Here is a 15349-nt window from a genome sequence, read left to right as displayed (position 1 = left end):
TTGAAGCAAGCCTATTTTAATAGAATTCTTATTCTTTCATTCCTTATTTTATTTGTCTCATGTGCAGCCAGAAAAGTAAGGGATGAAGGAGATCTAATCTCTTCTTTATATTCTAAGAATGACTACAAGTCAGTTGTTGAAAAAATCAATAAAGGTGAAGTCTATAAAAGAGATGAGGATCGTTTTTTAAAACAGGCCGAGCTTGGAATTGCTTTCTTTAATTTAAAAGATTATGACAATGCTCTTATTCATCTGAACAATGCTAAAGAAATTGCAAATGATCTCTATAAAATTAGTATCTCTAATAAAGTAGAATCTCTATTCATTGGTGAAGCTACTGATATTTATTACCCAAATCAATTTGAGCAAGCCAATATTAGATTTTATGAAATCCTTGCTCACTATATGAAAAGCAAAGAAGTTGATTCTGATAATAAAAGAAGATTTCATCAACAGGCGATGGTTTCAACGTTAAGAGATTGGAGTGCCTATATTGAAAATTTCAAGGCCCAAAATAGAGGTCGTGCAGTCTATAAAGGATCAACCTTTATCGATCTCATGGGTATTGTTGTTCATGATACTTATGGTAGAGCAAAGGATCGATCAATTGTTAACAATTTCAAAATGATTGGAAAAAAAGATTTAGTACAACAGATGGGTCTTTATCCAAGTTTTAATTCTTCACATAAGAAATATCAGGAAGACTACAAGAAACTTCACTTAGTTTCTCAAGATGAATTATCGAAATATATAACTGAGACGCAAACTTATAAGCGTACACAAGATTTTTTTAATAGTAAGAAATCGTTTAACACTTATCTTATCATTATGAATGGACATGTAATTAAAAAGACTGCCAAGGTATATGATTTTCCTCTTGGTTTACCTGTAGGAGTTTATATTTCTAATAATGAAGGTATGGACGATTTTGTCTCTTTCTCTTTAAAAATGCTTGCTCTTACAAGAGGAGCAGAACCAAAAATTTACTTTGAACTTCCTAAAATAGATTCAAAAGATATATCTACACCTAAAAAGATTAATATTAAAAACTCAAAGGGTGAAGAACTAGATAGTGGTGAATTGATCCTCATGGCAAATACGTCGGAAGTCTTAAGTAGTTCTCTTAAGAATGATGTCGCATTATTAGAGGCCAAGGTTGGTGCAAGGCTTGCCGCCAAACATATTGCGCTTCTTACTTCTGCTTATCAAACATATCGTAGTCTCTATAACAACGGTAGCTTGATTGCTTACTTATCAGCTAGTGCAGCATATGCAGCCGGAAATCGAGCAATACAAGAATCTGAATTGGCAGACCTACGATCTTGGTATGGTATTTATGATCATATTTACATGTATCCTTTGAATTTGGCCCCTGGTGAATATGAACTTCAGATTGATGGCAAAGGCTATAAATTTACTCGTGAAAAAGGAGCTAAGCAAATAGTTCCACTAATTATCAAATAATCCTATTTTGTTAAAATAGAACAATGTTAATAAGTATAAGTAAGCTATCGATCAAAAGTGATTTTAATAAAGTTCAGGCGTTATTTTCGCTACACATGTTTTTATTCTTCTTAGCGAAGGGATATGAATTCTTCAAATTCCAATTTAACTTTATTGCCTTATTTGGAATAATTTTTTCTGTAATTTTATATAGACTCTATTATCGCATGCAAAAAAATGTTCACTATTCTTTTTGGACATTAAGTGTCGTCGTAGGACTATTTATTATTTTTTATATTTTAAGATCCCTATACTACTACAATGATTTTTCACTATTCTTTCTTTATACAATGTCATTGATGCTATTAGGTGTGCTCTGCTTTTCTTTATATACACCTGTTTTCTATCCTGTCATTGGTTGGTGGGAATACGATTTTAGATACCGTAATGACTTAAAGACTAAAGTATATTGCGATGACATAGATGGGATTGAAGGAAGGTTAGTAGACTTACGACGTAAAGCAGGTGGATTAACTTTATTTGATGATTTGAAAATTGGTCAAAAGCTTGAAATCGAGCCATTCACAACAAGCATTGATGGACGCTTAAGTGCTGAGGTGGTATCTAAGAGACAACATTCAATTGGTAGGCCATATACTTACGGGGTAAGGTTTCACAATACCGATGAAGATTCTCGTCGTCGATACGGCGAATTAGAGAAGTACTGGAACTTTGAGCGAAAAGCTAAGAAAGACAAAAAATTTAAATCATGAATATTAAATCTCACATATGGAATATGAATTTGGCACTTGAAGAAGCGGAAATAGCTTTCAAGGCCGGAGAAGTGCCTGTTGGAGCAATTATTGTTGATGAAAATGATAATGTCATTGCCAGGGCCCATAATCTAAAAGAGCAGCAAAAAGATACAACAGCGCATGCTGAAATAATTGCTATTAAAGAAGCAAGTGAAAAAATGGGGGATTGGAGATTACTTAATTGTACAATCTATATAACTCTTGAACCTTGTCCGATGTGTCTCTATGCGATTTTACAGGCACGTTTCAAAAATGTTGTCTTCGGTGCTTATGATCAAAAAGCTGGTTCAGTATCACTTGGCTATAGCTTTCAAAAAGATAAAAGATTTAATCATAAATTTTCTATCATCGGTGGTGTCGAGCACTTTAAATGCTCGAAAGTATTATCGGATTTCTTTAAATTACGTCGAAAAACTTATCGAAAGCGTCAAAGTTAAATCTCTAGTATTTACATTCTGACGTTATTTATCGAACATATAACATATGTTTAAATTTTTCTTACCTGCAACATTCGCACTTTCGTGCATGGCAAATTCAATGTATTTTGAGGTTGATTCAATCAATCTTAATAGAGCAATTGGAAGTGATTTTCTTGGTGGAAAGGCCCATGCTAGAGATGTTTATATTAAGTATGATGCAGTGGAATTTGATTTAGCTGAAAATGGGGAATTATTTTTAGTTGATACTTTCTTATTTAATAACAGAATCAATTTCAAAAAAGATAATTTGAACCTAACAACACATCTACCTCAGTTTACAGAAATTGATTTTCTTAACATGATCTATGCAAAGGAAGCGAAAATTGAATTTGCACAGTCTGGATTCTTTGCTAATGGACCTCAGTTAAGCATTGGTGCTGATCAATTCCTTTTTGATATCAAAGATGTTGATATTAAATGTCAGAGTGATGAGTTTACATTTAAGCTTGATGAGATTTGCTTGAAAGATATGCATATCAAACCTCTTGAAGGTAAGGAATTTGCAATTGTCGAAATTAAGCAAAATAGTACGAGTCAATCGAATGTAAACATTAGAGGAAAAGAAGTTGCCTTTACTGAAGATAGCATAGTCATTGACGCTCAAAGCGCTACGGGTAATTTATTAAATAGCTCGATCAACTTTAAGAATATAAATATTAACTGTTATAAAGATCCTAATATTAATGCTTTTAATATTGATTTAATTTTTGCTGGCTGCCTAGAAGAGTCACGAATTGCCGGGAAAGAGATTAAGTTATTAAGAGAAGGAATGCCGTTTAATGTTTTTGATGGCCAAGTATATTTTGAGAGAGAACACCTTGGTCTAATTGCTAACCAGCTAGAGGCAAGAACGAAGAAAGGTGAGTTCACTTTCACAAAAATAGAAGCTCGATGTGTGAAGATTGAGCCAACAGATAAAGAAGTTGATGCAGTCTCTATTTATGAAGGCTGTCTGAGAAGATCTGATTTCAGTATTCAAAAGATTAGTGAAGATAAGGCCGAGTCAGATAAGAATCGTATCCGTGATTTGAAAATCACTGTTGCAAATGGTCATTTTAGTATGAAGGCCAAGTTGAAATCTGTTTTCACATTTAATTTTAAGGCCGCTGGTAAATTGGATGTCCATCCTGATCAACGAGAAGTACGTATTAAAGTTGATAGGGCCCGTGTTGCTGGTATGACAGCAACAAAATTCGTTTTAAAATTTGTTATGAAGTTCATTAATTCCGACTCAGTGAGTCTGAAAGGTGAGACGATTATCATTAAATACTAGCTTTCATTGACATCGTGCTAAGATAAATATTATATTCAAGGACGGTAGCCGGTCAGACAAATGCAGCGGGGCTAACTCCGCCAGGTCGGGAACGAAGCAACGGTAACCTTTGTTGCATTGTGTTTGTATCGGCTGCCCCTTTCCAATACCTATAATTTTTCCTATAGTTAACAAGTAAAATTTTTAAAATCATATAAAGTGATGGTGCTCAATGTCATATCAGGTCTTGGCCAGAAAATATCGTCCTGCAAAATTTCAAGATTTTGTTGGGCAAGAACATATTGTTAAAACTTTAGTTAATTCTTTAAGAGAAGATCGACTTGGTCATGCGTATATTTTTTCTGGTACTCGTGGAATTGGTAAGACAACAATAGCAAGAATTTTTGCAAAAGCATTAAGATGTGAAGCTCGTGATGAAAACCAAAATCCATGTGGTGAATGTAATGCATGTCATGATTTTGATTCTGCAGCTTCGATGAATGTAATTGAAATCGATGGTGCATCTAATAATAGTGTTGATGATGTTAGAGAGTTAATTAGTAATATTTCTTATCTTCCTTCTAGTGGAAAATATAAAGTTTATATTATTGATGAAGTTCACATGCTTTCTAATAGTGCTTTCAATGCACTTTTAAAAACATTAGAAGAACCACCGGAACATGCCATATTTTTAATGGCAACGACAGAGCCTGAAAAGTTACTTGGAACTGTTCTTTCAAGATGTCAGCGCTTTGATTTTGTTAATGCAACAGTTGAGGAATTAAAGTCTCACATTGTTAATATTGCAAAACTTGAAAATATTACTTTTGCTAATTCAGAGTTAATTGAAACACTTGCAAAATTAGGGAACGGATCTTTTAGAGATACTCTTTCTCTATTTGATCAAGTTTTAAGTTTCTCTTACGGCCAAGATATTAATGAAGATATTTTTGCTCAAGCCTTAGGGATAGCAAAACTTAGCTCTATTAAAACACTAATTGATTCAACTCTTTCTGGTAATGTAGAAGAGTTAACAAATATGTTTAGTGCATTGATCTCACAGAATATCTCACTTCAAAATATTGTGAAATCAATTCTTGAAAACCTTTTTTCAATCGTTATTGCTAAAGATTTCAATGATAGATCACGAGTTTTATCAAAAGTTGATGGTGAAATTTTTGATAAAACGACACGAGCAGAGCTTTACTGGGTTTATGAGACTCTTGCTAAAGATTTTACTTGGACGCTTGAATCAATCATCCCAACAGATGCAACTCTGCTTGCGATGAGAAAAGTAGCATTAAGACATCAAATTATTGCAGATACCCAAGTGGAGGATACTGCGGGAAAGCCTAAGGCCCAAGTTGTGGCCCAAGCTGATGAAGTAAATACTAGTGAAATTCAAACACAGCCACAACCACAACCAGAAAAAATTGAAGTTATAGAATCTGAGGCTGAAATAATAGTTGAAGAGCCTAAAGTTGAAGAAGTTACAAAACCTCATAAGATTATTTTTGATGATCCTATAGAACCAGTAGAACAATCAACTGAAGAAGTCGTTGAAGCCGAAGAAATTAATGAAGTTTCGGCCGTTGAGGAAGTTGTTATTGAAGGTCCAAGAACATGGGATGGATTTCTTGCTTACTTGGCAAAGACATCACCAGTAATGGGTGCCAACATGGAACAAGGTAACTTAATTGGCGATCTTGTTGTTCAGCTCGAAAAGGTATCACTTCTTATTGGTTATCCTATTGGCGCAAAAGTTTTTTACGATCATATGAATAATCAGGAAACACTTGAAAAGGTAAGAGAGCATCTTAGAAGTTATTTTCAAGTTCAGGATATCGATCTTTCTATTGAATTAGTTGAAAAGAAAAAAGCAGAAGAGACAGACTTTAAATCAAAGTTTGAAATTAATATAGAAAATGAAAATATTGAAAAGCAAAATCAAAGAAAGGAAATTGAAGGTGATGAAATGCTTCAATTGGCCAGTTCAATATTTAATTCTAAAATTGATAAAATTATCTTAAATGAAGATGAATAAAATCGGAGAATAAAATGGCAAAGGGAATGCAAGGCCTAATGAAACAGGCTCAACAAATGCAGCAAAAAATTAGTACACTTCAAAAAGAACTTGAAAAGCGTGAGCTTGAAGTATCTTCAGGTGGTGGAGCTATTAAAATTACAATTACTGGTAAGCAAGAAATTCAAGCTATCAAAATTGATCCTGAAGCAGTAGATCCGAATGATGTCGAAACTCTTGAAGATCTTGTTTTAACTGCTGTTAACCAGGCTATTAAAGAGTCTCAAGATATGGTTTCGAATGCAATGAGTAAGGTAACTGGCGGTCTAAACATTCCAGGACTTTTCTAAGGCTATAACTTAATGAAACTACCTGAAAGAATTAATAATCTTGTTGATTCATTTTCTAAAGTACCTGGTATCGGTGAGAAGAGTGCTCTAAGACATGTTCTCAGCCTGGCCAAGTGGACTAAAGAAGAGTTAAGCGACTTTGCAATCGCACTAAATGAATTAGCAGAATTAAAAAAATGTAATCAATGTGGCGTTTTTGCGGATGAAGATATCTGTGCAGTTTGTAGTGATATTCATCGTAAAGAATCAACAGAGATTTGTGTTGTTGAGTCTATTACAGATTATATGGCCATTGAAAGAAGTGGCCAATATCGCGGATTGTATCATGTTCTAGGTGGAGTTCTTAATCCTCTTCTTGGAGTTGGTCCAGCGGAACTGAATATTGATAAGCTTAAAAAACGTGTTGATGAGTTAAAAATCAAATCAGTGGTTCTTGCTATTGGTCCTTCTGTTGAAGGCGACGCTACTTGTAGCTACATAAAATCAGTACTTTCAGACGAAGTTAATGTTGATAGAATTGGCTTCGGGATTCCTATGGGAGGGAATCTCGACTACTTAGATACAATGACTATATCTAAGGCATTAGAAAATAAAACCAAAATGTAAGGAAGGTTTATGGATAACATTGAAGTCGTTATTCAAGAGTTTTTTAGAGAATATAGTGGACTAGATTCTCTTGTAAATAGTGGATTGATTGTCTGTCGACAAGATGGAATACCACTTTATTCATTTAAAAGCGTTGAAACTGATTTCGATAGTGATACTGCTGGTGCACTAATTGCTGGTGTATGGCAGGCAAGTTCAGTTCTTTCTCAATTTATCCCTGAAGAAACACAAGATGAATTTAGATTTAATTATGCGACTTCATCAAAAGGGATTTATATAACAAAGCTCTCAGGACTTTTCGATGACATTTATCTAAGCCTTATCTATTTTGATGTCGATAATCCGGCCAAATTAAAATCAAGAATTAGAAGTATTGAATCGAAGCTTCCAGAATTTATTGAAGCACACTTATCAGGGGATAGTGATCCAAATGAGGTTTTTCTATTTGATGATATTAGTGATAACGAAGTCGATGACCTCTTTGCAGGCGTTTTAGGATAACGGGGGCCAGATGTCTTTTGTAAATTACAATACGAAGGAAATTAATTGTAAGATCGTTTATTACGGGCCAGGTCTTGGCGGTAAGACAACGAATATCCAATACATATATCAGAAAACTGCTGGTGGAAATAAAGGTGAGATGGTTTCTCTCGATTCTGAAAATGAGAGAACAATCTTCTTTGATTTCCTACCACTTGATCTAGGTGAGATAAGAGGATTTAAAACTCGCTTTCACTTATATACAGTTCCTGGTCAAGTTTTCTATGAATCTTCACGTAAGTTAATTCTTCGTGGTGTTGATGGTGTGATCTTTGTAGCAGATTCTCAACTAGAGAGAATGGAAGCTAATATTGAATCATTAAAAAGTCTTGAAGCGAATTTAACTGAACAGGGTTACGATATTGATCAAATTCCAATTGTTTTTCAATGGAATAAGAGAGATCTACCAAACGTAACACCAGTAGAAGATATGAATCAAACACTCAATGCCGATGAAAGGCCAGCATTTGATGCTGTTGCAGTTAAGGGTGTGGGTGTCTTTGAAACCCTAAAAGTAATGTCAAAATTAGTACTAATGAATTTAAAGGGCGGCTTAAAAGAGTAGCCCTTTATATTTTAAAAAGTGAATATGAGCTTCGATTAGTGCCTCTTGGCAGTAGAAAGATGATCTTCTCCCAATGAGGTGGTGGCCATCAAGGATACCTAGCTTAATTCCTCGTTCAAAGTAGTAGGGAAATAAAGAGCTTTCCGTATCAACAACTCCGTCATTGTCATTTTTACTTCTAATGAACATTTTCATTAACATCATCCATAGATGACTCTCGTACCACTTTGAAGAAAATCCAATCGATGTATAAAATAAATTTGGATTTAGTTTTTCGTGATTATTTCTCATCCATGGCCTTCGAAAAGTTGAAGAGAGAGATTTTTGCATTTCTTTTGCTAAAATATCTTTTTTACCATCAATGAGTTGATAGAGTTTTGAATCAGAGAAATTATGAATAAGATTCAGCGTTTTAATAAATTTCTTATTAAATGAATTTGATCCCAAGATAGGAGAAGCAATTGTAGAAAGTCCTATAATCGAGTCTTGTTCTTTACTATATTCTGTTAAGTAATGAAGAGAGTCTAGTCCACCTTTAGAAAATGCCACTAACCACAACTTTTCATCTGGATGTTCACTTACATATTGAGAGATTTGATCACGCAGTGACTTAGAGTTTTTTAAGCAATTATCAAAACCGTTAACTTCTGGAGTATAATACTTAATATTATAATTCATTTTCAGGTGCTGACATGCTCTCTCGAATGAAGGAGTAGAGAATAACTCATTGAATACTCCTGGAACTAGAACAATAGTAATATCTGTCTTTGGCTCGTCTAGGTTAGAAATATATGTCGGATGATACTTTGCATATTCTACTTCGTTGTAGATTATTTTAAAGATTTCTTCATCTGTAAGTTCTATCGGTTTACGTGCCTTTAAATCGTTGAAGAAACGATAATTGACCTTATCAAAATCAAATTTATTATCAAAGCTTTTGAAGTTAGTCAGTGAATGAATATAACGAGCAGTTGAAAAGCTAATCCAAGCACTTGAGGTAACAAGATTTCGCATAAGCTTAAGTGCTTCATTAGGTGAGAGATTATTCTTAACTAAATTAAATCTTTCAAGTAGATCTGATTTAGTTAATTCTTTTGCAGAGTTTAAGAAGCTTTTAGAATAATTTTTTCTAGCGTTATATGCGTTAACACGATTCTTAAAATCTAAAACTTTTGATTCAATATATTTATTTAAAATTAAATCAGTATCTCTCATAGTTCTTTTAAATTCCTTGCGCTAGATGTAAAATTTTGGCATTGGTAGTGTATACAAGTCAAATAAATGAAAGATAATAAAAGTTTGTTCACTTTTTTTTCGTGTAAATTGTAACTGCTAACTAGTTGTAAAATAAGGTTATTTAATGGTTGATGAATATAAAGAGCACTATTCGGTCTTAAAAAAAGAATGTCTCGACTATCTTTATTTAGATAGTGAAGAACATGATCAATTACTTTTTGCTGATTGCACATTTGGGGCCGGAGGCCACTCACTAGCAATTGTAAAAAGAGATATTAAGGCCAAGTTAATTTCTTTCGACCAAGATCCTGATGCGTTAAAAAATGGACGTGAATTAATTAAGAAAAACGGTGTTGAGGACAGACTCTTCTTACACGATTCAAACTTTTGTCATTTTGAAAATATTGTCATGGGCAACCATGCTGATCTCGTAAAAGAAAATGGCGGACTCAATGGTGTCCTTCTTGATTTAGGTGTTTCTTCTCACCATTTTGATGAAGGCTCACGTGGTTTTTCTTTTCGTGTTGATGCGCCGCTTGATATGCGAATGGATTACGATAATGACAGTATTCAAACCGCTAAAGATATTATCAATCGATACTCTGCCCAAGACTTAGCAAATCTTTTTAGAGATTATGGTGAGGAAAAATACGCTTGGAGAATCGCTGAGCGAATTGTCCTTGAAAGGGATAAGAATGGCCCGATTAATACAACTTTTCAGTTAGCAGAATTGATTAAAGATTGTTATCCGAAGAAATTACAATTTGGTCGAATCCATCCAGCAACAAAATGTTTTCAAGCGTTAAGAATCGAAGTTAATCGCGAGCTTGATGTAATAACCGATGTAATTAATCAGGTGCTACCATTATTAAAGATTGGTGGTAGAATATTAATTATAAGTTTTCATTCATTAGAAGATAGAATAGTGAAGAAACTTTTTAAAGATTATGAAAAAAATGGACTTGGAGAAATGCTTTTTGAAAATGAAGTTAAAAAGCCAATTATCCCAAGTGATGAAGAGATTGCTGAAAACTCTCGATCAAGAAGTGCTAAGCTTAGAATTCTTAAAAGAGTCGTGAGTAAGAAATCGAAGAATAAATACGAAAAGTTTTCAAAGATTGAAAATGAGTAACAATAGGAGATTGTTAAATGGCCTCAAGGATGAGTCGAACAAAATCTAAGAGTGATGGTATTGGATCAAAGCTAAAAGGAATAGTTTTAAGTTCACAAGGTTTACCAATTGTTCTTAGTTTAGTTGTGATTACAGTTTTATTTGTTCTTTTTAGAATGAAAGGGATAGAACTGAACTATGAAATCGCAACAGTTAAAAAAGAAGTAGAGAGAATTAAAGTTGAGGGCAAAGAGTTGAAAGCTAAAAAAGCTAGACTTCTATCTGTATCGAATTTAAGAAAGATGGCCCGTAACTATAACTTAGCACAGCCGAAGCAGCATCAAATTATTGTTGTTCCAGCTAAGAAGTAAATATAGTGAGTGATAATAATTTAAAGAACAGATTAAAAGTTATATACGTAATTTTCACAATTGCATTTGTTGCTATACTTGTGAAAGCATTTCGTATTCAAGTAGTCGATCGCGGACATTTATTATCACAATCTAAGAAGCAGTTCTTTAGAGAGAGAAAAGTCTTTCCTAGACGTGGCCATATTTATGATCGTAATGGAAATCCTCTTGCTATCAATATTAGAACATATTCTATCTTCACAATTCCTAAGAATATTTCAGATAAGAAAGTTTATGAAAAATTGAAGGCCATTCTACCTGAAATGGAATTAGAGGGCATAGCTGAGAAAGCTCTTGAGAGAAATCGTTTTACTTGGATTACCAGAAAATCTAAGTTAACAGAAGAGCAGGTTGCCGCGATTAAAAAACTTAAGGGTATTTATATTGAAGAGATACCAAAGAGGATTTATCCAAACCATGAGTTAGCTGCTCAAACACTAGGTTTTGTTGGATTAGACAATAATGGGCTTGCTGGTATTGAGCACCGATTTGATAAAGAACTTAGAGGTGAGCCACAAATTATTAAATACTTTAAGGATAATAAAGGTCGTCCAGTAAGATATGTAAGTCAAAATATCCCAACGGAAAGAGCAAACGATGTTTATCTTTCGATCGATAAAGAAGTTCAAGCGGTTGCTGAAAAGGCCATTAAAGAAGCCGTAGAGAATGTTGATGCGAAACGTGGTGGTGTTGGTGTAATGGATGCCGAAACAGGTGAAATCATTGCAATGGCCAATTATCCTACATTTGATCCTAATGATGTTGGTGACTCAAAAAGTAGTGATCGTAAATTGGCGTTTATTAGTGATCCGTTTGAACCTGGTTCAACACTTAAAGTTCTAACATTAGCTTCTGCCTTAGAAAATAAGGTTGTTCGTCCCGATACTAATTACTACTGCGAACAAGGCCGTTTAAAAGTTGAAGATCATATTATTAAAGAAGCTGAATCAAGAAAGAAATTTGAATGGCTTTCTGTCGAAGAAATTCTTATGTATTCATCTAATATTGGAACAACTAAAATTGCCTTTGATTTAACATTTCCAAAATTAAAGAAAACTCTAAATGAATTCAAAATAGGTGAGAAGACAGGAATTGAACTTCCTGCTGAGTCACGTGGAATTTTTACAGACGATAAAAATGTATCGCCTCTGTCATTAAGTAATATCAGTTTCGGACAAGGCGTTGCTACAACTGGAATTCAAATGCTTGCAGCCTTTGCAGCAATTTCAAATGACGGTGTTTATGTTCAACCTACAATTTTAAAAGTTGATGACCCGAAGAAAGTTAAGTCAAAAAGAGTTCTACCACCAGAGATTGCAAAATCTATAACAGATATGATGGTAAATACTGTTGAGAGAGGAACTGCGAGAAAAGGAAGAATTCCTTATTTTAAAATTGCTGCAAAAACGTCAACAGCACAAAGAGCTGATAATAACGGCCGTTATACTGGTTATATTCCTGGATTTCTAGGCTTTCCAGTAGGAGTTAAGAAGAAGTTTGTCGTTTACTCATATGTTGATAAACCAGCGCGTGGTAAATCATATTATGGAAACTCTGTCGCAGGACCGGTCTTTAGAAAAGTAACTGAATACCTACTTTACAAAAATAAAGAATTTGAAGGTCTAGCTGAGAATGAAGCTTATAAGAACGATATTGCATTCGACTCTGTAAAGAGGGTTCAATCAGCTAAGCGCTATACTGGACGTGGCACAGTTCCAAATTTTGTGGGCCTTGATAAAAAGTCTGCAATGGCACTGGCGCAAAAGTTAGAAATCGACTTAAGTCATATCGGAGTTGGTGTTGTTAAGGAACAAACACCTGAAGCCGGAAGTACTCGCGATGGAGAAGTCATTGTAAAGCTTAAGTACGCACCACCAACATATGAATAAATTAATCTCAAAATATAAAATTATATTAAAAGGTCTAAGCGACTTAACTGCCAATCTTGATCAAGCAAAACCTTGTGATATTGCTTTTTATCGTATTCATGACAATGAAAAGGCTATGGCCCTTTTTCGTGAGCGTTATCAAAAAGGAAGTGCAGGACTTGTTATAACAAATAGAGAAGTCTCAGATATTACAACTCTCGTAGTAGATGATAATGATTTTTATAAATTACAAGAAGAGCTTGTAGAAGAGCTATATCCTATAAATCGTGAAGTGAAGTTAATTGGTATTACTGGGACGAATGGAAAATCTTCGGTTGCTCATTTGTGTCAGTTAATTTTGAATGCAAATAATTTAGATGCTTGTTGTATTGGTACTGTAGGTGTCGTTAAAAATGAAAGTGAAATCATGGAGAGCTTATCAGCTACTACACCTTCTTTCATTGACCTACGAAGAATAATTTTCAAGTTAAAAAATATTACTTACTTTTGTTTAGAAGTTAGTTCTCACGCATTAGAGCAAGAGCGTGTTAAGAAAATGAAGTTTGATTCGATAGGTTGGACTAATTTTACTCAAGATCACCTCGACTATCATGGAACAATGGAATCTTACTTTAATGCCAAAGCAAAATTTGCTAAGTATTGTGATACAAACTTTATCATACCGCGCTCACAAAAAAATGAATTCCAAGATAAGTTAGATTTTGATTTAGCCCCAGAGACTAAGAATTTATATGGAGAGGAATTTAACCTCAGCTATAACATAGATAACTTAGAGCTTGCCTTTGCTCTATGTGAAAGAGCTTGCGGTATTAAGTTAAATAAAAATATAAAGCTATCTTTACCAAAAGGAAGATTTAATCTTTTTAGAAAAGGCGATAGTGTATTTATTGTCGATTACGCACATACTCCAGATGCTATTGTAAATATTTGTCGTGAAACAAAAAAGCATTTTGCCTCTTATGACATTATTACTCTTTTTGGTTGTGGTGGCGATCGCGATCGTACAAAACGTCCAAAGATGCTTGCAGCAGCACTTGAGTTTAGTGACAAGGTTGTCGTTACAAGTGATAACCCAAGAACTGAAGAACCTTCAGATATTATTAATGATATTCTTGAGGGCAATGAAAGCGAAGTCGATGTTGTTGTTGATCGAAAAGAAGCAATTCATAAATATGTAAGAGAATATAAACGTCCTACTGCAGTGATTATTGCAGGTAAGGGACATGAAGAGTATCAGGACATTAAAGGTGTAAAACACCACTTTAGTGATATAGAAGAAGTAAAGAGTGCATTAGGTGAATTATGATAATTTCAGATTTTAATAAAATCACTGGTCTAGTAAAAAAGATTGGTAAGGATTTAGATAGTGAAATTCTTCTATCAACTGACTCGCGTATGCCTAATGGAAAAAATACATTTGTAGCTCTAAAAGGTGAGCGCTTTGATGCATATGACTTTATAGAGGATGCCATTAAAAATGGCGCGAAATCGATTGTTCTAACTTATTCGCTTGAGAGAGAAGAACAAATTAAAACTCTTTCAAATAAATACACTGAGACATGTTTCTTTCTTGTTAATGACAGCCTTTCATTTCTCCAAGAAGCTGCAAAATATAGAATTACTGAATGGAAGAGTAATGGAGGTTTTGTTTTTGGACTAACTGGTTCAAATGGAAAGACAACGACAAAGGAATTATTGTTTTCCTTAGCAAAATCTATTCTTCATGATGCAGTTATTTGTACTCAGGGAAATTTAAATAATCATATAGGAGTGCCACTCACAATATTCTCAATTAAAGATGATCACAAATTTGCGATTGTTGAGATGGGAACAAATCATTTTGGTGAGATTGAAGTTCTTTGTGAAATAGCTCAACCTGATTATGGTTATATAACAAATGTTGGCCATGCCCACACAGAATTCCTTATTGATCTTGATGGAGTATTAAAAGAGAAGTCTGCTCTTTATCGTTGGGTAAAAGATCATGGGAAGAAATTCTTCTTAAATATGGAAGATGAAAAACTAGCAACACTTGCGATTACTGATAAGATTATTCCTGTTTCTTCAGATAATGTATGTGAGTTTGAAAGTGAGTTTATTAAGGAATCATACAATCGCTGGAATGTTCAAGCTGCCTGTTTTATTTTAGAAAATATTTTTTCATTAAGTTTATTTCATGAACTTAAAAAACTGAGGCTGCCAGAAAATAAAAGAGCGCAGTGGATTAATGTTAATGATTCAAAAATATATTTAGATGCATACAATGCAAATCCAACTTCTATGAAGTTAGCGATCACAGAGTTTGCAAAACAAGTTCCATCTCAAAAAAATGTTATCTTTGTAATTGGTGACATGAATGAGTTGGGGGATAAGACCCAAGAGCATCATGAAGAAATAGCAGAGCTCTTAAATGATTTAAAGATTAAGGATGCTATCTTTATTGGACGATTTTCAGAATTTTATGCAAATAAATATAGCGGCGAGTCTAAAACGTTTAAAAATCTTGATGATTTCATCCCAAATTGGCCATCAGTATTAAATTCGTACGATTATATTTTTTTAAAAGCTTCTCGTTCTTTACAACTAGAGAGGCTAATAGATATAACTATGTAATATAATTTAAAAACCAG

15 protein-coding genes and 1 other RNA gene are annotated in these 15349 nt (G+C 33.9%); 15 read left to right on the top strand and 1 reads right to left on the bottom strand.

Features of this window, described 5'->3' with window-relative positions; translation table 11 throughout:
• The 10 genes from C0Z22_RS11590 to C0Z22_RS11545 all read left to right on the top strand — a co-directional run bounded on the left by C0Z22_RS11590 (position 1) and on the right by C0Z22_RS11545 (position 8073).
• Positions 1 to 1464 (top strand): hypothetical protein, encoded by a 1464-nt coding sequence (locus C0Z22_RS11590; RefSeq protein WP_103218538.1) that lies wholly within the window; start codon positions 1 to 3, stop codon positions 1462 to 1464.
• A gap of 206 nt (positions 1465 to 1670) precedes the next feature.
• Positions 1671 to 2216 (top strand): PilZ domain-containing protein, encoded by a 546-nt coding sequence (locus C0Z22_RS11585; protein ID WP_233189723.1) that lies wholly within the window; start codon positions 1671 to 1673, stop codon positions 2214 to 2216.
• Positions 2217 to 2239: 23 nt separating this feature from the next.
• The gene (locus C0Z22_RS11580; RefSeq protein WP_199177556.1) at positions 2240 to 2695 is read left to right on the top strand and encodes a nucleoside deaminase; all 456 of its coding nucleotides are present in this window, start codon (positions 2240 to 2242) and stop codon (positions 2693 to 2695) included.
• A gap of 46 nt (positions 2696 to 2741) precedes the next feature.
• Positions 2742 to 4010: a hypothetical protein gene (locus tag C0Z22_RS11575; protein ID WP_146037880.1), complete on the top strand. Its 1269-nt coding sequence runs from the start codon at positions 2742 to 2744 to the stop codon at positions 4008 to 4010.
• A 43-nt stretch (positions 4011 to 4053) separates the two neighbouring features.
• Positions 4054 to 4150, top strand: an RNA gene (gene ffs, locus C0Z22_RS11570) — signal recognition particle sRNA small type.
• A gap of 71 nt (positions 4151 to 4221) precedes the next feature.
• On the top strand, positions 4222 to 6033 hold the full coding sequence (dnaX, locus tag C0Z22_RS11565) for a DNA polymerase III subunit gamma/tau (protein WP_103218534.1): 1812 nt from the start codon (positions 4222 to 4224) through the stop codon (positions 6031 to 6033).
• Between the two features lie 14 nt (positions 6034 to 6047).
• Positions 6048 to 6362 (top strand): YbaB/EbfC family nucleoid-associated protein, encoded by a 315-nt coding sequence (locus C0Z22_RS11560; protein ID WP_103218533.1) that lies wholly within the window; start codon positions 6048 to 6050, stop codon positions 6360 to 6362.
• Positions 6363 to 6374: 12 nt separating this feature from the next.
• Positions 6375 to 6968: a recombination mediator RecR gene (recR, locus tag C0Z22_RS11555; protein ID WP_103218532.1), complete on the top strand. Its 594-nt coding sequence runs from the start codon at positions 6375 to 6377 to the stop codon at positions 6966 to 6968.
• Positions 6969 to 6977: 9 nt separating this feature from the next.
• A complete protein-coding gene (locus C0Z22_RS11550) occupies positions 6978 to 7469 on the top strand; it encodes a hypothetical protein (RefSeq protein ID WP_103218531.1) in 492 nt (163 codons plus the stop codon).
• A gap of 10 nt (positions 7470 to 7479) precedes the next feature.
• Entirely contained in the window at positions 7480 to 8073 is a 594-nt protein-coding gene (locus C0Z22_RS11545; protein ID WP_103218530.1) for an ATP/GTP-binding protein, read from the top strand.
• Here C0Z22_RS11545 and C0Z22_RS11540 read toward each other — a convergent pair.
• Complete coding sequence (locus tag C0Z22_RS11540; RefSeq protein WP_103218529.1) at positions 8062 to 9288, bottom strand: triacylglycerol lipase; 1227 nt, start codon at positions 9286 to 9288, stop codon at positions 8062 to 8064. The genes C0Z22_RS11545 and C0Z22_RS11540 overlap by 12 nt on opposite strands.
• A 145-nt stretch (positions 9289 to 9433) precedes the next feature.
• Between C0Z22_RS11540 and rsmH the strand changes: the two genes are divergently transcribed.
• From rsmH to murF, 5 genes are read left to right on the top strand one after another with little or no spacing between them, the layout of a single operon-like run.
• Complete coding sequence (rsmH, locus tag C0Z22_RS11535; protein ID WP_103218528.1) at positions 9434 to 10441, top strand: 16S rRNA (cytosine(1402)-N(4))-methyltransferase RsmH; 1008 nt, start codon at positions 9434 to 9436, stop codon at positions 10439 to 10441.
• Between the two features lie 17 nt (positions 10442 to 10458).
• Positions 10459 to 10791, top strand: a complete 333-nt coding sequence (locus C0Z22_RS11530; RefSeq protein WP_103218527.1) for a hypothetical protein — start codon at positions 10459 to 10461, stop codon at positions 10789 to 10791.
• 5 nt (positions 10792 to 10796) lie between these two features.
• Positions 10797 to 12719: a penicillin-binding transpeptidase domain-containing protein gene (locus tag C0Z22_RS11525; protein WP_103218526.1), complete on the top strand. Its 1923-nt coding sequence runs from the start codon at positions 10797 to 10799 to the stop codon at positions 12717 to 12719.
• Positions 12712 to 14025 carry a Mur ligase family protein gene (locus tag C0Z22_RS11520; protein WP_103218525.1) on the top strand — a complete coding sequence of 438 codons (1314 nt, stop codon included), beginning with the start codon at positions 12712 to 12714 and terminating at the stop codon, positions 14023 to 14025. Before C0Z22_RS11525 ends, C0Z22_RS11520 begins: the two co-directional genes overlap by 8 nt.
• Positions 14022 to 15332: a UDP-N-acetylmuramoyl-tripeptide--D-alanyl-D-alanine ligase gene (gene murF, locus C0Z22_RS11515; RefSeq protein ID WP_103218524.1), complete on the top strand. Its 1311-nt coding sequence runs from the start codon at positions 14022 to 14024 to the stop codon at positions 15330 to 15332. The genes C0Z22_RS11520 and murF overlap by 4 nt, the downstream gene beginning before the upstream one ends.
• The last annotated feature ends 17 nt before the right edge of the window (positions 15333 to 15349 follow it).

Origin of the sequence: Halobacteriovorax sp. DA5 (assembly GCF_002903145.1) — a bacterium.
In the GTDB taxonomy this organism is placed as follows: Bacteria; Bdellovibrionota; Bacteriovoracia; order Bacteriovoracales; family Bacteriovoracaceae; genus Halobacteriovorax_A.
This window is presented reverse-complemented; position numbering and strand designations above follow the sequence as displayed.